The organism is Vibrio mangrovi (genome assembly GCF_024346955.1).
Lineage (GTDB): Bacteria > Pseudomonadota > Gammaproteobacteria > Enterobacterales > Vibrionaceae > Vibrio > Vibrio mangrovi.
In genome coordinates this window covers 1586124-1609840 of the sequence record NZ_AP024883.1, presented here as the reverse complement: position 1 = coordinate 1609840, position 23717 = coordinate 1586124, and the positions used below count along the sequence as shown (strand labels likewise).

At 44.5% G+C, this 23717-nt stretch carries 17 protein-coding genes; 10 read left to right on the top strand and 7 right to left on the bottom strand.

What is annotated here, in order from left to right; genetic code table 11:
• Positions 1-297: 297 nt before the first annotated feature.
• A complete protein-coding gene (locus OCU74_RS07255; protein WP_087479090.1) occupies positions 298-1176 on the bottom strand; it encodes a HEPN domain-containing protein in 879 nt (292 codons plus the stop codon).
• A 340-nt stretch (positions 1177-1516) separates the two neighbouring features.
• On the opposite strand from OCU74_RS07255, the gene OCU74_RS07250 reads away from it, so the two are divergent.
• Together OCU74_RS07250 and OCU74_RS07245 are read left to right on the top strand one after the other, a co-directional pair.
• Positions 1517-1759 (top strand): type II toxin-antitoxin system Phd/YefM family antitoxin, encoded by a 243-nt coding sequence (locus OCU74_RS07250; protein WP_087479089.1) that lies wholly within the window; start codon positions 1517-1519, stop codon positions 1757-1759.
• 18 nt (positions 1760-1777) lie between these two features.
• Positions 1778-2077 (top strand): type II toxin-antitoxin system RelE/ParE family toxin, encoded by a 300-nt coding sequence (locus tag OCU74_RS07245; RefSeq protein WP_087479088.1) that lies wholly within the window; start codon positions 1778-1780, stop codon positions 2075-2077.
• A gap of 90 nt (positions 2078-2167) precedes the next feature.
• On the opposite strand, the gene OCU74_RS07240 is transcribed toward OCU74_RS07245, so the two are convergent.
• Entirely contained in the window at positions 2168-2521 is a 354-nt protein-coding gene (locus OCU74_RS07240; RefSeq protein ID WP_234993510.1) for a GFA family protein, read from the bottom strand.
• A 330-nt stretch (positions 2522-2851) separates the two neighbouring features.
• Positions 2852-3190, bottom strand: a complete 339-nt coding sequence (locus tag OCU74_RS07235; RefSeq protein ID WP_087479087.1) for a GFA family protein — start codon at positions 3188-3190, stop codon at positions 2852-2854.
• Between the two features lie 796 nt (positions 3191-3986).
• Here OCU74_RS07235 and OCU74_RS07230 point away from each other — a divergent pair.
• The 7 genes from OCU74_RS07230 to OCU74_RS07200 all read left to right on the top strand — a co-directional run bounded on the left by OCU74_RS07230 (position 3987) and on the right by OCU74_RS07200 (position 15223).
• Positions 3987-6626 carry an aminotransferase class III-fold pyridoxal phosphate-dependent enzyme gene (locus OCU74_RS07230; protein ID WP_087479086.1) on the top strand — a complete coding sequence of 880 codons (2640 nt, stop codon included), beginning with the start codon at positions 3987-3989 and terminating at the stop codon, positions 6624-6626.
• Positions 6627-6636: 10 nt separating this feature from the next.
• Positions 6637-9405 (top strand): PEP/pyruvate-binding domain-containing protein, encoded by a 2769-nt coding sequence (locus tag OCU74_RS07225; protein ID WP_087479085.1) that lies wholly within the window; start codon positions 6637-6639, stop codon positions 9403-9405.
• Complete coding sequence (locus tag OCU74_RS07220; RefSeq protein WP_087479084.1) at positions 9402-10007, top strand: CDP-alcohol phosphatidyltransferase family protein; 606 nt, start codon at positions 9402-9404, stop codon at positions 10005-10007. Before OCU74_RS07225 ends, OCU74_RS07220 begins: the two co-directional genes overlap by 4 nt.
• Positions 9952-10575 (top strand): CDP-archaeol synthase, encoded by a 624-nt coding sequence (locus OCU74_RS07215; protein WP_087479083.1) that lies wholly within the window; start codon positions 9952-9954, stop codon positions 10573-10575. The genes OCU74_RS07220 and OCU74_RS07215 overlap by 56 nt, the downstream gene beginning before the upstream one ends.
• Positions 10576-10642: 67 nt before the next feature.
• A complete protein-coding gene (locus OCU74_RS07210; protein ID WP_087479082.1) occupies positions 10643-11536 on the top strand; it encodes a phosphatidylserine decarboxylase in 894 nt (297 codons plus the stop codon).
• A 39-nt stretch (positions 11537-11575) separates the two neighbouring features.
• On the top strand, positions 11576-14242 hold the full coding sequence (locus OCU74_RS07205; protein ID WP_087479081.1) for a PEP/pyruvate-binding domain-containing protein: 2667 nt from the start codon (positions 11576-11578) through the stop codon (positions 14240-14242).
• A gap of 108 nt (positions 14243-14350) precedes the next feature.
• Positions 14351-15223 carry a UbiA family prenyltransferase gene (locus tag OCU74_RS07200; RefSeq protein ID WP_087479080.1) on the top strand — a complete coding sequence of 291 codons (873 nt, stop codon included), beginning with the start codon at positions 14351-14353 and terminating at the stop codon, positions 15221-15223.
• A gap of 96 nt (positions 15224-15319) precedes the next feature.
• Here the strand turns inward: OCU74_RS07200 and OCU74_RS07195 are convergent, their stop codons facing one another.
• From OCU74_RS07195 to OCU74_RS07185, 3 genes are all read right to left on the bottom strand, one after another.
• On the bottom strand, positions 15320-17092 hold the full coding sequence (locus OCU74_RS07195) for a right-handed parallel beta-helix repeat-containing protein (RefSeq protein WP_087479079.1): 1773 nt from the start codon (positions 17090-17092) through the stop codon (positions 15320-15322).
• Positions 17093-17887: 795 nt separating this feature from the next.
• On the bottom strand, positions 17888-20311 hold the full coding sequence (locus OCU74_RS07190; RefSeq protein WP_087479078.1) for a DUF6055 domain-containing protein: 2424 nt from the start codon (positions 20309-20311) through the stop codon (positions 17888-17890).
• Positions 20312-21010: 699 nt separating this feature from the next.
• Positions 21011-21298: a DUF1289 domain-containing protein gene (locus OCU74_RS07185; RefSeq protein ID WP_087480052.1), complete on the bottom strand. Its 288-nt coding sequence runs from the start codon at positions 21296-21298 to the stop codon at positions 21011-21013.
• Between the two features lie 573 nt (positions 21299-21871).
• On the opposite strand from OCU74_RS07185, the gene eat reads away from it, so the two are divergent.
• On the top strand, positions 21872-23242 hold the full coding sequence (gene eat, locus OCU74_RS07180) for an ethanolamine permease (protein WP_087479077.1): 1371 nt from the start codon (positions 21872-21874) through the stop codon (positions 23240-23242).
• Between the two features lie 89 nt (positions 23243-23331).
• Here eat and OCU74_RS07175 read toward each other — a convergent pair whose 3' ends face one another.
• Positions 23332-23700: a hypothetical protein gene (locus OCU74_RS07175; RefSeq protein ID WP_087479076.1), complete on the bottom strand. Its 369-nt coding sequence runs from the start codon at positions 23698-23700 to the stop codon at positions 23332-23334.
• Between the last annotated feature and the right edge of the window lie 17 nt (positions 23701-23717).

Below are 23717 nucleotides of genomic sequence, written 5' to 3'. Positions count from 1 at the left end.
CACATCTTCGATATCGGCAATATCACATTGATAAAGCAAACTTGAACAAAACGGAAAGAAATCCACTGAACAAAGGAAAAATTTCAGGACGAAATTTTAGGTTCTTATGAGCAGGAGCGAATAGAACCGACCTGAACCACATGCCCGGAACCAAAAAAGATTTTCTGGTTCGTCTTTGATCTATCAAAGATGAACTGGCGCACATGACACCGATGTAACTGAAACCACAAAGCTAATCGTGCATCATACCTCAGAGCCAAAAGAGCAGCAGAAAGCGACAGAAACGGTAAGAACCAATTAATCCCCCAATTTCTCCAAACAAACCCGTTCCACCAATCCTTTCAGCTTCTCCACTTCCCCCTGCAAATACACCAGTTCTGCTTCGGTGATTTCATAATGCATCGAATAACGGGCATCGATATAAGCGCGTTGCAGACGGCGGAAACTGCGGCGGCGGAATTTGTCGTCCATCGGGAAGATATCGGCAAAAGCAAGATCCTGCTCGGCGCAGTATTTTTTCAGCTTTTCGATATTGTGGGTTTTGGGCAGGTAGTTGGTCAGAACCAGTAAAGTGCAGGCAAAGAAGCGCTCTGCGGCTTGATGTAGTTCAAAAGCGGCTTTATTCACATAAGCTTTTTCTATGGCAATATCTGAGAATTCTAAAAACTCCCCTGCACTTTGAAACCATTGTTCAAAATGCCTCAACGCAATTTGATGCATCTCTTCATCACTCAGATGCCCCGGCTCCGCCAGCTCTTTCGGTGTGGCGGCAAAGATTTCGATTCCTTCCTGCCGGATATCCTTGAAAAAATAGTGACCTTGCCGGAGCTGTTCGTTCACTTCCTGCCAAGTGTGGACAATCAAGCCTAACGGTGCACTTTTCACTTTGCGATCGATCTGCTCTTCTGCGCGTCGCCAGACTAAATCTTCTTCCACCAGCGCCGACTGATTCACAATCACCAGAATGTCATAGTCACTGACGTAACCATTGGGAATATCACTCACCCAACCGCCTTTGGCATGGCTGCCAAACAGAATGATTTTCAGGATCTGGAATTCTGACTTACTCCCCTTCTTCCCGGAGATAAACTCCTCCAGCGTATCGCGCAGAATCGTCGAAATCAGCGCAAGATCGTGCTGTTTACGTTCGGGAAGATGATCGAGTGAAGTTTTCATAAAGACGCTTTTTATTTACATGAGTTAATGTGACGTTCAGTTAGGTAATGTTATTCAGATAGTTACCCGTTCTTACCGTTATAGCATAATCGAGCCCGCTCACCAAAAACACCATCACTTGTGATTTTATCACCGTTACCAAAGAAAATGCGATGAAGTTCATATAGTTAGGTTTTAGTTAGATGGGAAAAGCATGTAATCTATCTTTCAGAAGAGATAGAGGAGCTGTCCTGATTCTCCGTGATCTTACCTTTTTAGCACAAATCGCACGATTTAATTAAATTGACCTGTTTGCATGCTGCGCTACAATCTGATGTATCCCAATATATGGAGCCTGATAATGCGCACACTCACAGCAAATGATGCAAAACGAAATTTTGGAGAACTTCTGATGAACGCTCAGCGTGAACCGGTAAAAATCAGTAAAAACAATAAAGATGTCGTTGTTGTGATGTCAATTCACGACTTTGAAGCACTTGAAGCGATGAAAGCTGACTACCTCAAGCATTGCTTTGAATCCGCCCAAAAAGATTTGACCAATGGAACCGTTATTGATGGTGAAAATTTCCTGAACTCGCTTTGAATTAGCTTTACCTATCATATGCAAAATAAACCATATAAATTAAGCTATCTCGCACAAGAGCACTTGCTTAAAATCAAAAATTACACGGTTGAAAACTTTTCAGAAGTACAATGGCGTCACTATAAAACTATTTTACTTTCAGGATTTCAGACTTTAGCCAACAATCCGGGATTAGGAAAAAAATGTGATGAGATATATCGCAGTGGTTTCTATTTCCATGTGGGCAAACACACCACATATTATACCCAAGAGGATGGTTTCATCCTGATCGTCGCGGTCTTAGGGCAATCTCAACTGCCACAAAACCACCTTAGATAAACGCAAATCTGCGAGTCAGTTAGTGTTGGGATAGCTATCTCAACACTAACAATTGACGCTTTCGCTTTATCAGATGCATTGTAGAGGCGATCACGCCATGCCAATGCCATCCGTAGCTCTGACCGGAATACCTGTCGCATCAAAACCGTCTAAGCAATAAACATTGATACCGAAATAATCCGGCGTCACCCTTTTTCTATGAAATGGGTATATTCCACAGACCTTACAAAAATAGTGTTTTGCTGTGTGAGTATGAAACTGATAGGTAGCTAAAGATTCTTCACCACACAATATCCTCATTTCATTCTCATGTACCTTTACCATGAGCGCATTCTTTCTTTGGCAAATAGAACAGTCACAAGTCGTCAGCTCAGGAAAATCTGTAGTGATTTCAAATTGTACTGCCTGACAGTGACAACTTCCCTTATACGTTTTCATATCCATATGATGTCATCCTAATTCCATTTCATTTTTCACAGACGCGAAGCACCGTTGCCGAACGTTGATGCGGACATTTCAGGAATCAAAACTTATAACAATGTCGGGGCATTCAGCTCTGGTGTTCCGCTACTTATGATAAAACACCATCTGGTTTTCAATTTCAACTTCAGCCGCGACACTCTGGCTTCCAAAACTTAGCATCATGTGGCTAAGAGCTGCACCGGCATTACGCTCCCGTTCGGTTATGGCCTATGTTATTGATTCATTGATGCGAGAGGTACCTTCCGTTTGGATGAAAGAAAACCATTCCACCACAAACGAAAAACCCAACCGCTAAAACGATGCGCCATCGATCTTCCTGACCGGAATCCCTGACAGCACTTCACTTTCAGCCATTCTCATATTGACGGCTAAAATATTTTCCGCACATTTTTCAGTGGTTATGTAGTGAGTCAGACAACCACATTCGTCGCAGCGATGGAACTCGACTTCTTTGTCGCCCCAGCAGTAGAAAACCGTTGGCTTTTTCGTAGTGATTTGCACCTGATCCGGAGAGAAATATGCCCAATATGCAGCGTAACGGCGACAAATAGAACAGTTACAATCGCCAACCTCCGTTGGCATTTCACTCAACTCAAGCGTTACGTTTCCACAGTGACAAGTTAATTTCATCTGATACTCCCTGGCTCTGTCTGGCCTTGATTACACTGAATCCATCTGTATCTTTCGTAAACAATATAACGGCTGTAACACGATAATAAAACATCATATAGATAAGTAAGTACAGAGATCATGGAAGAGAAAAGCACCGAACAAAGGAGATTTTTAAATAAAAAGTTGTTTTCCCCGCCAGTGAATTTTATTTATGACTTACTCAGAAATTTAGTTTTCAATGATGATTTTATATAAAAATAAACAGTCATTTCTATCAGAAAATATAGCAAAACTATTGACACAAAATCACATAAAAGTATAAAGACACTCTTTACATATATTTCTCCATTGACTTAAAAATAGAGTCCATCTAACCTGCCCGGCACTCAACATTAATAAAACAAAAATACTAAAATAATGATAACCATGTCAGCCATGATTAAATTTACATAACAACTCCATTCAAGATAAATTTAAAACCCGGCAATTTATAATTAAGTAACAGATAGAATATTATAGAGTTTTATGAGCAATATTATATAGCTGATTAATAAGCAAAAGGTAATATAAACCAAATAAATGTATAATCAATAATATAATATTCGGGAATGAATACAATTCCACCTTTACATTATTTTACGCTTTTTCATCTTGAATAAAGATGAAGGTTAACCATTACCCCAACATCACAAAAATTATTAGAGGGATTATTCTAAAAACAATTCACCGACACACAGAAATACTAATTAAGCGTCTTGTCCGTCTATGACTGACAAGCCAATAGAACCTATATAATTTGAGAGAGACCACCGTCATGTCCAGGCATTTAAGTATAGAAAGAACCAAACTCCTTGAACTTATTAAATTTAATAAAAATATCACCAGCGCAAACGGCTTATATCTTTATAGCGAAGATGGTGATAAATACCTTGATTTCACAACTCAGTTCGGTGCAGTTCCATTTGGTCATAATCCTGATTTTTTATGGAAAAAATTAATTGAAGAAAAAGAAAAATCACCTGGAATAATGATTCAGCCATTTCATTCAGAAGGTGCCATAAGACTATCCCGCAAATTAATTGAAGTCGCCCCCAAAGGACTGGAATATGTCACCTTTGGATGTACTGGTGCCGAAGTAGTAGAAATCGCGATCAAGATGGCTAAGGCAAAAACCAAACGCGAAGCTATTCTTTCAACCCGGAACAGCTTTCATGGAAAAACAATGGCGGCGGTTTTAGCGACAGGAAATGAATATTACCGTGAATGTTTTTATCCGGTTCATGAGTCATTTTCCCATGTTGAATATGATGATTCTGAAGCATTAGAACAGGCACTGGCATCTAAACAATATGCGGCTTTTATTGTCGAGCCGGTACAGGGAGAAGGCGGAATGATCACGCCAACTCCGGGATACCTGAAAAGCTGCGAACAGTTATGTAAAAAATATGGCACGCTGTTTATCGTCGACGAAGTACAAACGGGCCTTGGTCGTACGGGGAAACTATTTGCCTGCGAACATGAACAGGTCGAACCCGATATATTATTACTTTCTAAAACACTCAGTGGCGGCATGATCCCGATCAGTGCCTGTCTGGCAAATAAAAAAGCATGGTCAAAAGATTTTGGTCAACGCCATAGTTCAACATTTGCCAACAATCATCTGGCAACAGTTGTCGGCTATGAAGTCATCAACAAACTGGTTCAGGATCACAGCATATTAGCCAATGTTCAAAAGACCGGACGCTATCTGGCCGAGCAGTTATCTGCTCTGGTGGAAAAATACCCGCAGGCATTTACGTCTAACCATGGCATCGGTCTGATGCAAGGGCTGGTTTTGCAAGACTGGGACGATGAAGAGTCTTATGCGTGTCAGTCATTAACCGATCATGGATTTATTGTTGCTCTGGTTTCGGGTTATTTACTGAACCGCCATAATCTCTTCACCATGTTCGCGCTGAACAACAAAAATCTGTTGCGTATTCAGCCTTGCTACTATGTTACTGAAAAAGAAATAGATTTATTAATTCATGCACTGGAAGATGTTGGAGAATTAATCACTCACAACAGATATTCCGAAATACTGCGTGTTGCCATTGATCTTGAACCCGAGCCATCACACGTCTCTTCTCACACTTACAAGGATAATCACGCCGTCGCATCTGGCCCTAAACTGGGAACATTCTGCTTTCTGGTTCATCCGCTGAATGAAATAAGTTCTGTGGATTGTATGCCCGGCGGTCAGAATGCGTATAACCAAGAAGAAACGGCAAAAATCCTGGACTGGATGGATAAAGCAAAATCCCAATACAATGAAGCGGCCTCAGCCTATTATATGCCCTGTATTCCATCGAATAACGGTGGCTATGTTGATGGCTGGTTACTCTTCAGCATGCTGACGCCCAGCGAAATGATGTCTTTGTCTAAAGCAGAAAAAGAACGCCTGATCGCAAGCTATGTTGAGCTGGCTCAGGAGAAAGAAGCCAGTGTTATCGGCCTCGGAGCATTTACGTCCGTGATTACCCGCAGTGGTACAGCCGTTGAAAACTGTGGCACACCTGTAACAACCGGTAATGCTTTCACTGCACTCACCAGTACCGACAGTATTCGTCAAATCAGCCAGAAAAAATCAATTCACCTTGACCAGTTAACACTAGGGGTTGTTGGAGCTTCAGGTTCTGTTGGCCGGCTTTGTCTGCTCGATATCGGCGCAGAATTTCAGAAAATCATGCTGATCGGTAATGCCCGGAACGGCGCAAATGTCAAAAAGCTCGAAGTCGTTGCAGGCGAGCTGTTATTTAAACTCTTTGAGAACCCAATCGTGAATCTGGTCAGTCCGGTTTTCCAGAAACTGACGAGTATAAATACCAAAGAGATCATTAACTCTCAGCCGATTGATCAAAACTCACAGCATTACCCTGAAAATGCATACCGGGAGTTATTCGTTGCCGTACGAGACCACTATCTGGATGTTTACGGTCAACTGGATGACTTCCCGATTCTGCTGAGCAACCATGTCGAAGAAACATTGCCCAAATGCGATGTGGTGATCACTGCAACCAGTAATGGTGAAGCGTTTATCCAACCCGGACTACTAGCGAAGAATGCCATTGTCTGTGATGTCGCACGACCCTCAGATCTTCTTCAGGAAGTGATACAAAGCCGGAGTGATATTACTGCTTATGAAGGTGGTTTGGTTCGTATGCCGGCAGATTTGCGCTTCGGCCGTTTAAATATTGTTAATCTGGATTCGGGTGTCACCCTTGCCTGCCTTGCCGAAACCGTCGTTCTCACCATGTCACAAGCGGATAAGAATTATAGCTTAGGCGGTATTTCTTCAATCGAAGAAGCAAGAGAAGTATTTCAGATGGCGCTGTCTCACGGTTTCCGTACGCATATCGATATGAAACAAATTACCTCACTGGAAACTGACGATCAGGTCATGCTGGCAGATTAGGAGTGAAACCATGGCTAATACCAAATCGACAACAACGCAATTACCAATGATTGTCCGTTGGGATGACCCGGATTTCGCTCAGTCAGATTATTTGAGCGACCTGCCCGGTATACTGGGTGGTAAAGGCGCTTCCCTGTGGGTACTGATGAACCAGATGAAAATGCCCGTCCCGGAGTTTTGCTGCGTGACTGCCGGTGCATTCGTCGAAACCCTAAAACAAAATGGGCTGCATGACCTGGTGGCATGGCTGAATCATCCGGAGCAGCCATTACCTATGGATAATGATCAGATCCGCAGCAGCATTTTCGCCTGTGAGATCGCCTCTGAAATCATCGACGAGCTGGTTGCATTCCGCAGTCAGTATCCGGACAGTCATTTCGCGGTACGCAGCAGTGGCACAGTTGAAGATGGTGCCGAAGCTTCTTTTGCCGGACTGTTCCAGTCTGTTTTAAACGTTCAGAAAACAGCAGACATCATTGAGGCCGTTAAAACTTGTTGGTACTCGTTGTTTAATGAACGGGTACAGACTTACATGGCAAAACAGCATACTGTCGGCTCACTCGGTATGGCGCTGGTCGTACAACGCCTGATTCCCGCAGAAAAAAGTGGCGTGTTGTTTACCGCCGATCCGATCCAAGGGATCGATACTGAAATGTTGATTGAAGCAACTTTCGGTTTGGGAGAAGCGCTGGTCTCCGGTGCCGTTACACCTGATCTCTACCGGTATAACTGGTATCAGGAAGCAGAAAGCGAACGGACAATTTCAACCAAAGAACAGCGTTGTGTCCGCATCAGTGCAGCACCGTTTGTCCAACTCGAAGCGCTGGATGATGCGCTTGCCAGTCAGCAGGTGTTATCAACGCAGGAAGTCACTGAACTGGCAGGTTTCGGGCTGAGTATTCAGACACAGTCGGGATTTCCGGTTGATATTGAATGGGCTCAGGAAAATGGCAGATTCTATATTCTGCAAAGCCGGCCTATTACGCAGTTCGGATACAGCGCAATTGCCGGAGAATGGACCACAGCAGATTACCGGGATGGTGGTGTTTCCGCCATGGTGTGTACGCCTTACATGGCTTCGTTGTACAAGTTCATCATGGACTCAACCATGGGAAGCTATCTGCAAGGTCTGCAACTGACCAAAAAACCTGCGTCTGTCTGGCAAAAAAGCTTCTTTGGCCGGCCTTACTGGAACCTCGGTGAATTCAAGCAGTGCATGGCGAAAATGCCCGGTTTTAATGAGCGGGCTTTTGATGAAAGTCTGGGCATCTCGCCGAATTATCAGGGCAACGGTATTGTGACCAAAACCACGCTGAAATCGCTGTTGGTTGGTATTCGAACCCTGTTAAATATCAAAGCGAACGTCAAACGCAAGCTCAGAGAATCCCCAATATTTTCTAAGCAGCAACATCAACGATTAGAAGAACTGGCGGCCATGGATTTAACTGCCCTGCCTGATCAGGAGCTATTCCGGTTCTACGAATCTTTTATCCGCCAGGAATACTTTAACAGCGAATCCACCTACTTTAACTTTATCTACGACAACGTAAACCTGAACAGCATCTTCAAAGACGAAGTCGAAAAGACCTCGTTTGATATGGGTCAGTTCCCGTTTCTGCTCAGTGGGTTGTCTGGCGTATCACACATGGCACCCATTGAAAATCTGTGGCAGCTGCGGGACAAAATTCAGCAAGACTCACAAGCGCAGCACTACTGGCTGAATCATAGCAGCGCAACGATTGCTGCGGAGCTTAACCAAGGCAGTACTCAACATTATCTGACTGAAGTCGCTCAATATCTTGAGGAGTTTGGTCATCATTCCAAACAAGAATTGGATCTTCTGGTACCGCGCTATATTGAGATTCCGGAAAGTATCATTGAGCAATTGCAGACCGTCTTGCGTCAGGATGCAGACAAAGATCCCCGCGTGAGAAATGAAGATCAGCAGTCGAAGAACAAAGCGGTGATGCAAATGCTAATCCAATCGACGCCGCTCCTGAAACGACGCAGTCTGACCCGAATGCTCGGCCAGGTCAGGGAACTGCTGTGGTGGCGGGAAGAACTCAGAGACTTGTCAGTCCGATACTACCGTTATGTCCGCAAAATCACACTGGAAGTTGAAAACCGACTATTGCAAGCCGGAGTTTTACAGCAAAAAGATGATGTGTTTTTTCTGGAGATGTCAGACGTGATTGCGGCGGTACAAGGTAAGCTCAGCGCCGGACAGGTGAGTGAAAAAGTGCAGAAAAACCGGGCTTACTACGCGAGTTTTTCCCGCTACCAGATCGCCGATGAAATCGGTGAACGCTATGGAATGTTCGGTGCGATGGCTTCAAACACAGACAATTTACTCGCTGACAGCAGTTCGTCTGATGAACCTGAAAACAGCATCAAAGGAGTTGCTGGTAGTCCGGGCGTCATAACCGGAATTGCCAGAGTTGTTGTTGACATCAATGATGCTGATCGCCTGCAACCGGAAGATATTCTGATCACCCGCTGTACTGATCCGGGCTGGACGCCCAAATTCTCGATGCTCAGTGGTGTGGTCACCGAAACGGGCGGCATCCTTTCTCATGCTGCGGTGATCTGCCGGGAATACGGCATCCCTGCAGTATTGGCGGTAAAACAGGCTACCCGTAAAGTCCGGGATGGCGATGTCATCACCATTGATGGCAGTCAGGGGCGGATTATTCTGCAACATCAGCCGGCTCCGAAGTCATCAGCAGTAACCTCAGTCGATACATCGCAACTTGAAGTGAGCAGATCAGGAGCCTTATGAACATCATCGGAATCTATAACGCACCAACCCGGGTCACCATGCTCGGGCTGGTATCATCGGTGTTTGCCTGCATACTGGCACTCAATGGGTATCACGAGTTTGCACTGGTCGCGTTGATCTGGGCCGGGATTTTTGACCTGTTTGATGGTTTCGTGGCACGCAGATCATCACTGACAGAGAAAGAGTCACGCTTCGGGCTTCACATTGACTCGATTGTCGATGTCGTCAGCTTTGGTATCACACCCGCCATTATTGTAAACAGCATACAGCACGATTTCTGGAGTATTGCCGCGTCTGTTTTTTATGTCTGTGCCGCAGCGCAGAGGCTGGCCTATTTCAATATTTTGCAGGAGAACAAGAGCGAAGCAGCGAAGTATTATCTGGGATTGCCGGTTACCTTCGCTTCATTGATTTTCGGTATTGGTCTGTCGCTGAACATCTGGTTACCTCCGGCACTGTCAGACTGGTACAGCACCGCGTTACTCCTGATCACCGGAATGCTGTTTATCACGCCCTTTCGTCTGCCGAAACCTAAAGGGCTGATCTATGTCTCCATGCCTCTGTTGGCAATACTGTTTTCCGTATTTTGGTTATTGCAATAATTCTACACAGGATTTTCTCATGTTATTGAATATTGTCTTCACATCGTTCCTCTTATTGTTCCCCCTGATTCTGTCAGGATCATTTCATATGGTTGTGGTCAAAAGAAACTGGCTTTCCCGTCTGGCAATCCCAATCAGCGAAAAGCGTTTTGGCAGAAACAAAACCTGGCGCGGTATTGTTGTTATGGTTGTGGCAACCATACCGACAACTTATTTTATCTATCTGATTGCCCCTTACTTCAGCCACTTTCTTCTGGTTGATTTATATGAGGTAAATCCTGCATGGCTCGGTGCTTTACTTGGTTTGGGCTATGTCATTCCCGAATTACCGAATTCTTATGTCAAACGCAGACTCAATATTCCACCCGGAGAACCGGCCAGTAAGAATACCTTCTGGTTCAGCTTGATCGATCAGGCTGACTCTCCGGCTGGCTGTGTCATTGTTTACGCCCTTATGGTCAATACACCCGTTTCGGTACTGATATGTACTCTATTGTTAGGCCCGCTGATCCATCTTGTGATCAATCTGTCACTCTTCAGCCTCGGTTTACGCAAACAGCCAGTTTAAAAGAGAAACCATCCACGCAGGAAACCGTTCGTTTGAAAAAGCGAACGGGAAAAATAGGTTTATTGCGATGACACAAACACGGATTCAATACATTAACCGCGAATCACAAACGCTGGAAACCGAGCGGGTTTACGGGGAAAAAGAGCTATTGTTTTTATACCACCATAAACTGGGGGCATTGCTGCGCAAAGCTCTGTTCAATAAGGTGTGGTTCAGTCACCTGAATGCCATTCCCAAACGTTCCTGGCTGAGTAAGAAAAGCATCGCGCCATTTGCTGAGACATTTGGAGTTGATGTTGATGAAGCAGAAAAAGATCTTGCTCAGTATCAAACTCTGGATGAGTTTTTCTGTCGCCGGTTAAAACCAGCTGCCCGCCCGATAGACCAGACTCCCGGAAATCTGATATCACCCGCAGATGGACGTGCACTGTATTATCGGATTGAGAATGATGTGTCTTTATTTATTAAACAGCAACGGGTCTCTGTAGCGGAACTATTGCTTTCAGAGTCACTGGCATCCACGCTGTCCGGTGGTTCTGCTCTGGTTATCCGGCTGGCTCCCAAAGATTACCATCGGTTCCACTTCCCGTGTGCAGGACATATCCTGAATAGCTTTAACCTCCCCGGACCTCTTGAATCCGTCCACCCGATTGCCCTCGATAGCGGCGCTAAAAGTTTCTTCAATAAAAGAGTGGTGACTGTGTTGCAGTCTCCGGAACTGGGTTCTCTCATCATGGTGGAAATTGGTGCTCTTACTATCGGTACTATACACCAGTCATATTCCGGGAAATCTTTCCGGCGCGGGGATGAAAAAGGCTATTTCCGGTTCGGAGGCTCAACGGTTGTTTTGCTCTGGGGTGCTGACGGGCCGCAAATCGACAAGGATATCCTTGAAAATTCAGCCAAAAATATCGAGACCCTGATCAAATGCGGCACCCGGATTGGCTCATTGACATCGTAAGCATACCTTCGTATCCATCTTCTAATTTTTGTGACTCATATGACTCAATATATCATCGACACTAAAAATATAGCTGCTCATGCAGATGCACCGCTTGGGGGCAAAGCCGCCAATCTTTTCCGGCTACAGACCAACGGTATAGAAGTTCCTGAATTTATTTGTGTTTCGGCTCAGGCTTTTACCCAGTCAACAGCGCAGGCAGAAACTCAGATTAAACAATTACTGGACTCCTGCGATTACAGTTCACTCTCTTCACTGACACAAGTGTCCAAAGCTATTAAATCCCTGATTCTCTCATGTGAACTTAGCCCAGAACTGACGGCACAGCTTGAGCAAAGCCTGTCATCGCTGAATAGCTGGGACAGATTTTCAGTCCGCTCGTCTGCCGTAAATGAAGATGGCACCCAGAGCTCTTTTGCCGGACAGTTAGGCACCTGGCTCAACGTCAGCCGGGATCAGATTATCGATAAGATCAAGGCTTGCTGGGCCAGTGCCTATGAACCCGGCGTTCTGACATACATGCATAAACGTAAAGACATTCAGCACGATTCGAATCCTGTCGCCGTTGTGATTCAGCGTATGATCGATGCAGAATCTGCGGGTGTCATGTTTCAGGCTGATCCGCAGAATGGCATTGATAAATTGGCTATTGCGGCAGGATACGGATTAGGTGAAGGGATTGTCGGAGACAAAGTCGAGAGCGATTTATACCTCTATCACAAACCGACAAAAGAGTGGCAACTCAATATCAACACCAAGCACCGGAAAATTATCTACCATCCGGAAACAGGCACTCAGGAAGCCGCCGTTGAAGTCCATCAACAGGAGCAGCCAGTTCTCACCGAATCACAGCGTCATGAACTGCTTCAGGCATCCGATAACATTGCCAGAATCTACGATACTTATCAGGATATCGAATGGGCTTTTGATCAGAATGGTCAGCTTTATATTCTTCAATCTCGTCCGATTACCACCATTCCGTTCGGAGAAGAACGCATTTTCGACAACTGCAACATTGTAGAAAGTTACCCCGGCGTAATCTCACCGATGACTTTCTCGATCGTACGTCTGGATTATTATCACTGTATGAGAGGTGCTTTACTCGCACTGGGAATTCCCACAAGTGTCATTGACAGCCGTGATGAAGTGCTGCGCAATCTGGTGGGTTATATCAACGGACGCGCTTACTACAACATTGGTAATTGGTATCGGGTTTTTCTGACTTTCCCTTACGCCCAAAAACGATTGATCCAATACTTTGAACAGATGGTTGGCACCGACGGCTCGTTTTCAGAAAGCCTGAATGACACCCCGCTGACGCCGACGGAGCGACTGCAAAGCGCGATCATGTTTCCGGTCAGATTTCTCTATCACTCTCTGCGTCACAATAAGCTGATCAAAAACTATTTTTCTGTCACCCACAAAATTCAGAAAGATTTTGAAGCCATTGATCTGGCAGCGACCAGTGCGGACGAGCTGATTGGTGCTCTCCATGATTTTGTACAGCGTTTTACCAGAGCCATGAGCGCGCCATTGACCAATGATTTTTACGCGATGTTATTTATGGCGGTCACACGTGAAGCCTTTGCCGCCACAAAGATTCCCGATAGCGAAAATCTATTGAATCGATTGCTTGCAAATCAGGCCATTGAAAGTACCAAACCGGTAGAGTCGATCAATCAGCTTATTAACATAGTCAGACACAATGACAACCTGAAGAGCTACTTACAAACCGTACAAAAACAGCCAGACCTGAATCAACCGGAACAACTCACTCAGGCACTCCACCAGCAAGGATTCAGCCAGTTTGCATCTCTGCTGAAAACCCATATTGATCGCTACGGTCATCGTTCACCCAAAGAATTGATCATGGAAGCGAAAACATTTCGGGAAAGTCCCTTCCTGCTGTTGAATATTCTGCTGCAGTCAGCATCGCAGGAAACACCGGAACCTATACGGCAAGAAGATGCAGAACAGGCGTTGAATCACCATTTAAAACATACCCGGCATAGCCGCTTGCTGAAGTGGTTATTGAAAAAAACACGTCAGAGTATTGCGCACCGGGAAGCAACCCGGCTGGATCGCGGCTTGCATTTCTCGTTTTTCAGAACACTGCTGCATCACATTGGTGAACGACTGGTCAGCGATAATGTCATTGCCGAATCTGATGATATTTACTATCTGACCGTCTCAGAACTGAATGATTTTCGTCAGGGCTGTGGAGTGACGGATGATCTGAAATCAATCGTCGCGATGCGGAAACAGCAGACGCAGCAATGGTTGCAGAAAACGCAGGAAGGCAAGGTGTATACCCGCGGTTGTGTTTATGCCAATACCATTCCCGATATCCGGCTGAATCTGCAAAGTGATCTCTCCTCACTGCAAGGCGTTGGCTGTTCCGATGGCCTGATCCATTCAACAGCCCGCATCATCAAAGATCCGAGTCAGGATACTGATATCAAGGGCAAGATTATGGTTTCTGAAACAACCGATCCCGGATGGGTATTTTTAATGACACTGTCCGCCGGTTTGATTTCAGAACGGGGGAGCTTGCTCTCTCATACCGCGATCATTGGCCGGGAGCTTGGTATTCCGACAATTGTCGGGGTTAAAAATGCAACCCAATACATTGCTGATGGCAGCGAAATCAGTATGAATGGCAAGACCGGGGAAATTCATTTGCAAGCGTCCAAGAAAGTTGCTTAATCAGGTCAGTCGACAGCCCTGAAGTAACCTCAACCTGAAGTAACCTCAAGATGCTCATCGCGCTTCATCCTGAGGTTACTGAATATACTGTATCGCTTAGGAATTTATATGAATCATTCACTGTTCATGGCAATTTATCAGTACACACAGGAGCGCAGCCCACTGACGGTGCTGCTGTTCATTGCGGCCATACTGACAACTTCTGTCATGCCTGCCATTCCTTCATATCCGCTGGTATTTACCACAGTAATCATGGGGTGCCTGATACTATTTACCTTTCGTATTACAGACGATATAGCAGATTTGCCAATTGACAAACTTGCGCACCCTACCCGCTTTTTATGTCGTCATGAACAAAATATCCGACAGTTAAAACGGTGCCGGGAAATTGCCCTTGCCGTCATCGGTGTGGTCAGTCTTGTCATCACGGAAAACCTGCAACTGACAGTCGAATTTCTGCTCGCCATGTTCGCTGTCTGGTCACTGTTTTTCAGTATCAAAGTGAAACTCCCGACGCTGCTGCATGCCTTGATATTAAACGCAACGATAGCAATCCTGCCCGTCTATGCCGGATTAATCACCGCCGGAGAGATCAATCAGTTCCACATTTTAATGGCGGTATTTTTCTGGTCGGGTGGATTTGCCCATGATTTATCCCACTCGATTGTGGACCGGAAAGTCACGCCCGCAGAACAGTTGAAACCGTTGCATCAAATCGATCAGAAAGGTCTGGCGATCCTCTCCTGCATCGCCTTTCTCGCATGTACATTCTCAGGGAGTGTTCTGTTTCTGACTGGACATGTGGGCAGTCTGTTTATTGTGGTTCTGATCTTAAACACGTTATATATGTTTTATCTGGAACACAGGTTAATCAGGCGTCCGTGTCAGGAAACGGCCCATCCGTTTTATATTTTCGGGTTCCTTTTCTTTTTACTTCCGGCGCTGGCAAATACGCTGCAAGAAATCAGTTTGCTCTGGTGACTGGAATCCGGGATCGCTCTCCGGACAAAAAAACAGCCAGCAATCCATGCTGGCTGTATACCCTGAAGTCACTTCCCATCCGGGAAATAAACTATATTACCGTTCTTCAAACGCACCGATATCAGGTGCTGAACCTTTATAGTCAACGCCTACATCAGTACCGGCATTGATCAGATCACTATTACTTCTCAAATGGAAGAAATCCACATCGGGTAAGCTACCGTCTGCTTTACGCGGTCTGAGCAGTTGATTGATATCCATGCTTTTGAAATCACTGGAAGAAACGGAGTGACCATCCTGCCAGCTATTGTGTGAGATGTTGGTGTGGCTCGCATCGTATTTATCTTTGGACTTACGGCCCTGATAAGAAATGGTGTTTTTGATTTCCAGACGATTGGCGATATTTTTCGTGCTGAATGAAATGTTACGGCCATTCTGATAAGCAACAGAATTATAAATAGTTATGTTACCCCGGTTACTGTTGTGATCATAACCATCTTCTGCGTTACCGGCAGCAATTGTATTGATATAGATAGCATTATGTTTCAGTTTCTTAGTATCACTACCACCGGTTTTAAAGCCGTTACCATCCCCTTTACCCAGCTTACCGTTTTCCAGATAACCGTTGCGGATCACCCAGGTATTTTCGTAAGTGGTTGTGACATTGTCTGCACCACGCAGATAACCATCAATCCCGTCATCCAGGTTATTCCATGCCCGACAGCCGTAGAAACGGTTACCAGTACCGATGCCAAGTTTAGCTGCAAATCCATCAGCATTTTCCAGAGTGGAATCCGCATTGAAATAAGAGTCGACGTTTTTAATCAGGTTATAGCTGGCTCCACTGTCCAGTTGCAGACCCGTGTCGGCATTCCGGGAGAATGTAGAGAACTCGATTGTGTTGTGAGAACCGGTAATGTGCATTCCGTTATCACCGGCTTTCTGCACATCAATTCCGTAAACATGCCAGTAGCTGCCTCTCAGCTCAATACCACGGTTGCTGCCTTTTTCAGACATGGAAGAAAAATCCAATAACGGACGAGTACTGTCTGATGGATATTTGCTGAGTGTGATCATTTTTGATGCTGAGCCAGACCGGTCCAGATCAATCGAGTCATTAAAGTAGTATGTTGTGCCGCGCAGATAAATGGTATCACCCGCTTTTGCTTTGCTGACTGCAGAAAGTAACCCTTGCGATGAGTCTACAACCGTTGCGTTAGGATCAACATCCGGGCCGCTATTGCCGGATGGCTTCGCCTGAAAGGCATTTGAGTTTGCCGTATGTCCTTTACTGTCCGTGTACTTGACCCAGAACCAGTAATTTGAATTGTTATTCAGATTGTGTACGGTGTAATCGAAAGTACCGGCTCTTAGCGTTGTAAGCTTTGTGCGGCCTTTCGGATCACTGTCTGTATCATAGTAAACCTGGAAGTTCGATCCGGCACTTGAATCGGTCCAGTGCAGATCGACCTGACCATTTCCGGCTTTACCGGTCAGCGCGACCGGACTTTTAGCATAATTACCAGATGGTGTGGTTGTCACAGCTTCGGTGTTAACCCATTGTCCCTGACTGTTCTGATATTTAATCCAGAACCAGTACTGCTTGCCATTTTGCAGGCCAGATGCGGTGTAATTCAGTACATTTGGCGCTAAAGACGCGATACGAACACGTCCTGCTGGAGTGCTGTCCGTATCGTAATAGATCTGAAAAGTAGAATTGGAATCAGGCTCCGCCCAAGCCAGAACGACTTCTCCATCACCGGGACTGCTAACAAGATTTAAAACATCCGCAGCCCATACACTGCCCGATGCAGCAGAGATAAGAGCCGTCAGTGCGGGGATCACAAATTTATTTTGCTTCATTTTCATTTATCAATACTCCTGACGTTGTTCATTCAACGTTGAATAATTTTCGTACCTGTCATTTACTGAAGTCGTCATTGAAGGTGTTTATCAGCAACCACCTTTGTCACTTCAGCCGATGAGGATATATACCCAGATGACCTCAGAATCCGATATTGAAGAGAGTCATCGGGGCTGAGCAAGGCAGCGATTTAATTCATTGTCATTCTACGGCGAAAATCGATAACGTAGCCTCGGAGTCAGATGAACTCTGCATGATATATTTATATTCGGCACATTTGAAATATAAGATTTCGAAATAAAATAGAATATAAAACAGTAATTTTACTTACTTTGATTTGTTACGACTTATCGGTTTTTATGAATAACTTAATATATTTACTACAATGCACCAACACGATTATTAGGGATCTAGAGCAAATATTCTACATGTTTTTATATTCTTTTTTAACTGTGCCACATTCATCTATATTCAATAGACCAATTATTAACACTTATATACAGAATAAAAATAAATATTCATCTATATCAATTAGTTACAAAAAATACGAACAATCAACAAACCAAAAAAATATATAGAGCAATAAACAACAAAAATAACCGCCACTAGTATGCCATACCATAAACAATTGCTTTGTATGTGATCTTATTGTTTATAAACGATGAACTATTGGTGAATTATTTACACTTATAACTTTCAGATGAGAAAACTTGAATATGAATTTGAAATAAAAATTCAAAAATGAAACCGGCCTTAAATAAGGCCGGTTGAGATAAAAGACTGGATTTAATATTTACAGTCTAACGCCAGCTATATGGTGGACGTACGGTAATATCATTAATTGATGTATCACCGTTCCAGCGATCATCAACTAATCCATAGAAGAAATTAGAATATTTATTTGAATAGTATTCTAAGTCACCTAATAGTGTCACAGTACCACCGGCAGCTCTGTCACCAAACCATCCCATTGGATAGAAAGTCGATTTCACTGTCGCGTTATCTGAGACATCGAACGTATGATACCAGGATGTAGCTGTGCTCTCTGAGCCCAGTAATGTCATCGCACCAACGACAGCGTTCCCACTAACTGTACCGTGAACAATCGTTGCGTGATCTTCAATCCGGGCATTGTCTCTTACTGTACCACCTAACACTTTGGCATAAGGACCGACATAAACAGAAGATGGTGTACCTTGTGGAGCACAGCCTCCGCCATTGCCATGCCGGACTGTTCCTGACGGACAAGCATCTTTAGCACCATTTCTGAAGCCATCAGGCCATGCGCCCTGCACTTCAACCATATATGGATAACGGTAGATTGATGGATATGGCGTACCGTCAGACGAATGTCTTGCCCACAGTATTTTTTGATACTGTGTCGGGGTAGCCATTACAACCAGATACACTTCATCACCATTGTTGATTGAAATTGATGCCTGATTGGAATTACCACGCTGAATTCTGCTGTAGCGTGGTGAATTCAGGTTGCGATCAGTTGCAACCAATCCCCAACGCCAGTCGGAATCAGCACCCTGTTGTACAACACCACGGAAATTCACCGTCACACTGGATGCGCCCTGTTCCGGATATAAACGGACAATGTTATAACCCCAACGTTGTGGCGCCCAGTAATATGGTGATACAAAGCGGTGATTATTTCGCCAGTTATTATCCAGCGTTTCCAGTTGGGTCAAACGTAGCCGTCGTTGTGTATTCGCACCGGGATCCTGATCGATCGCACCATAGGTATCTCTGAAATAGGCGCCACGGTTTGTGCCGTTGATATCCAGATAATCCCAGGTTACGTTATGCATCGCCCAATCGCCGAATTCATCGTTGAGTCTTTTGATGTCCCAACCCTGATTCGCCATCAGTTTCTGCCATTCATCTTTATCATAGGTGCTGGTTGACCACATTTTACCCACAACACCCGGACCGAATTTATCTTTCAGGTATTCGAAGAACTGCCAGTTACAATAACGGGTTCTGGTATTGCCGTAATGAAGATGCGTGGTGTTCACAAGCATTTCACTACAGTGTGCATTATCCGGGAAGACCTGATGAGCCATCCAGTTGGCATGACTTTCATGAATCCAGCATCCCAATCCATTACAACCGGGGAATGCTGTTGTCATAAATTGTGCGCCGTGAGCAAATTCATGTGCCAGACCCCATTGGTCGGCAGCAGCTCCGGGGCCAACCCACATTCCCATCAGACGGTTACCGTTTTTGAACCAGCCACCACCGGTCAGAGCAAAATCATTACCAAAGTGGACCGTGGCTTTAAATTTCTGAGAAGAATTACAGTAAGGTTCCTGGAATTTAACATTATTGCCGTAGTAAACGGACCAGACATGTTCCAGTGTGTTTAACGCCGTGCGGGCTTGATCGGTATTAATATTGGTTCCATCTGCCCAGTAAACAGCAAAGTGAGTACTTTCTGCACGCAGTGGCTGACCTGTATCACCTGTTGAGGATGGTGTCTGCCAGTTGCCGCTCACACAACTGTCCTGATTACCGTTTTCGTATGCGCCCTGCCACTGATAGGAAAGGCTGGCGTCATATGAATCCGCAGATGAAGAGCCACCACCAGACGAGCCACCACCCGAAGATGAAACCGGAGTTGCATTAAATGCCTCAGAGCTGACCATATTGCCACTATTGTCCCGATACTTAATCCAGAACCAGTATGGCGTGCCATTGTTGAGATTAGTGACCGTATAACTATGAGTGGATTCAGAGACACTTGCAGCCCGGGAGCGTCCTGCCGGATTACTGTCGGTATCATAATAAATCTGATAACCACCACCGGAACCGGCATTGTTCCAGTTCAGCTGAACCTGACGGTCACCGGCAACACCGGTTAACGAAAGACCGCCAGCAGATGGCGTCGCAGTGAATACGCTGGAATTTAACCAATCTCCGCTGTCATTCTGATACTTAACCCAGAACCAGTACTGAGTACCGTTGTTCAGATTAGATGCGGTATAAGAGTGAGTTGAGGGAGCTAGTGTTGCAAGACGGGTACGTCCTGCCGGATTACTGTCGGTATCGTAGTATACCTGATAGATAGAATCAGCACCTGCACCACTCCAGTTCAGGCTGATTTCACCATTACCTGCACTTCCGTTGAGTGAAAGATCTGCGAGCGCCAGAGCTGGGGTAGCAGATACGATTGCTGTTAACACCGGCAAGAAATAATTCTTCCTGGTCTTTTTCATGTATGTTCTCCTGACGTTTTACAAAAACTTTAAGTTTTGTCACAACTAAGTTTGTCACAAGCCATCATCTCTCCGGTTCCCCCGGATGAGAACGCCTCGATGCTCTGTGATGTTTAGAATAATATTTGCGGCAGTCGTCTCCTATTTTATGCTCAGTTAGTTCCTTTATTTAAACCAACATAATTCATATTGTTCATTGTGAGTTTAAATATCCGGAAAGCTATCGTTATAATGATATAGAACATATTTCATATCTATTAATGGCAGCTTTAAACTTTAACATAACATGAGAAAATGAACTGTGGCATATGCGGCATAAGCATCTCCATTTAAATATATAAGTAACAGTTATTATTGTAATTAGTGAGATATGCGCAATGTTACACTAGTCAGAAATAGAGAGAGATTAGTTATATCTTATTGATAATAAAAAATATTTTATCTACACAACCATAATCAAAAAGGATAAAACGTGATCTGATACATTATTTTATAATGTGATCTGTTTTTAGGTTTTTTTTTGAAATATCATTTTATTTGTATTTAACATAAATAATCCTATGCCTAGTCGTCGTCTTTCAGCCAGCAGTGATCATTATCCATTGTCAGAATTAATCCCTCTCTGAAAAATAATTTTTATTAAAATTATTTTACCGGATAAACCTCCATATATTTTCAGCGAAACTTCTGAAAAAATCATCATGATCTCTTCATCCTCGCCCGTTCATGATAAGAAGTCGCCTCATCACTGAACACTGCATGAAGATGATTTTTCTTTTGCGTTTCACAACGACTCACAATCACGCTCTTCTGCGCTTCGGTATAGGTATGCCAGTTGAGAATTTCCGACAGTGTGCGGAAACATCCGACACAAATGTTGTGGTCATCCAGACAACAATGACGAATGCACGGTGACTTACAACCCGATGATGGATGATACTCCCCGATACTGTAGATATTCAGAGTCTGAATCGCTTCTTTAGCCATAATTTCCCCCTTCATAATACAAATGACGTTGAAAGGGAATGCCATTCTATCGACATTTTCCTTGAATGGAGTTCATAGAAAGCATGCTGAACTCTGTTTCTTGGTATATATAAAAGCTAGACCGAATCCGGAGAAGTTTCTATCTGATGAAACAGGAAGTTCAGAGTTCGTGACCTGATGATATGCAATTCATTAAGGAAGATGCACAAAGAAAGCAATACCTGCACAATGATCGGGCAAACCTAGTCGTTCAGTACACAAAATGGCCCGTATTCGGGGAGTAAATTACCGTAAAACTTGCCCAAGATCCGTATGATTTGCAATCAATTACAACATAATCATGCCAATTGTGTCTCATCAATTATTCAACCAGATAGCGGTGCTATCCTTTGTAATCTCTACATTGTCAGTCATTGTTCAGGAAGGATAACCATAAATTCCTGTATCACAGCCCTTTCTGCCGGAATCAATTCAGGCACGCTTTAAGCATTAGTCGTCTGTCATATTGTTGAAAACAAAGATGTATGGGAATGGAGCCCATCGTCGTTTGATTGAATAAATGGAGGTACAATCATGACAGATAAGCTCAAACCGACACTGGGCACAATTCACCTGTGGGGAATTGCGGTCGGCCTGGTGATTTCAGGTGAATATTTTGGCTGGAGCTACGGCTGGGGCGTCGCCGGTACTCTCGGCTTCCTGATCACTACTGCCTTAATTGCAATCATGTATACCTGTTTTATCTTTAGTTTCACCGAACTCACCGCGGCGATTCCACATGCCGGCGGACCTTTTGCTTATAGCCGTCGTGCGTTTGGTGAACTTGGTGGCCTGATTGCCGGTTATGCCACACTCATCGAATTCGTATTTGCACCGCCAGCGATTGCCATGGCGATTGGTGCTTATCTGAATGTTCAGTATCCCGGTCTGGATCCGAAATATGCTGCTGTCGGCGCTTATGTTGTCTTTATGGGACTCAACTGCCTGGGAGTAAAACTCGCCGCAACATTTGAACTATTTGTTACCATTTTAGCGGTTATCGAGTTACTGGTCTTTATGGGTGTCGTTGCCCCCGGATTCAGCGTTGCGAATTTCACAGCCAATGGCTGGGCCGGAAGTGATAGCTTCGGCATGCATGCTGTTACCGGTGTTTTTGCAGCAATTCCGTTTGCGATCTGGTTTTTCCTGGCAATTGAAGGTGCAGCGATGGCTGCTGAAGAAGCCAAAAATCCGAAAAGAACGATTCCCGTGGCATATATCTCCGGAATTCTGACGCTGGTTGTACTGGCAATTGGTGTGATGATGTTCGCCGGCGGTGCCGGTAACTGGCAGGCTCTGTCAGGCATTAATGATCCACTGCCACAGGCAATGAAAATGATTGTCGGTGATAACTCCACCTGGCTGCACATGCTGGTCTGGATTGGTCTGTTCGGTCTGATTGCCAGTTTCCACGGTATTATTCTTGGCTACTCCCGCCAGTTTTTCGCCCTCGCCCGTGCTGGCTATATGCCCGCAGGTCTGGCAAAACTCTCTGCATTTAAAACACCACAACGTGCGATTATTACCGGTGGAATCATCGGAATTATAGCGATTTTCAGTGACGGTGTGATTAACCTGCAAGGCATGAGCTTAACCGCAGCTATGATTACCATGGCCGTATTCGGAGCAATTGTGATGTATATCATGAGTATGCTGAGTCTGTTCAAACTGCGTCAGAGCGAACCGGATATGGTGCGTAGCTATCGTGCACCGGGCTATCCTGTTGTCCCGGCGATTGCCTTGGTTCTCTCCGTTGTCTGTCTGATCGCGATGATTTGGTTTAACCTGACAATTGCAATACTGTTCGCCGCAATGATGTTTATCGGATATATTTATTTTCTCGCCACCAAATCCCAACGTGAAAAAGCCAGCGAAGAGATGGTGCTGAGTACCGAACAAGCTTAATTCCCTCAATAAACAACGACCTTTAATTAATGAACTAAAGGTCGTTGTATTTAATGATTTATTAAAAATTAATTGTGACAGAAAATAGATTATAGTGGTGCATCTTTACCTAGGGTCACATAAGTTGCCTTACACCATGAGCCGTTTCTCTTTGTATCATCATACTTTACCGAAAGTGTTTTATCCGCCATATTTGCAGACAAAATAAGAGAGAGTGCCATATTACTGCTCATAGCAAATAACACACGACCATTCCACAGTGGACATGTACCTGCATCGGCCACTTCATTCAGTGTGAACCAGAACATTGGCGGAGCCCAGTCAGGGTACTCTTGCGCCTCATGGACCCGAATATACTGAATCGTCCCTTCACGGCGCCCTGCTTCTGCTTTAGCAGTCAAAGTATAAGTTGAAAGAAAAATCAATAATATTGTAAGTAATATATTTTTATTAAACACAATTCATCCTTAGCTAA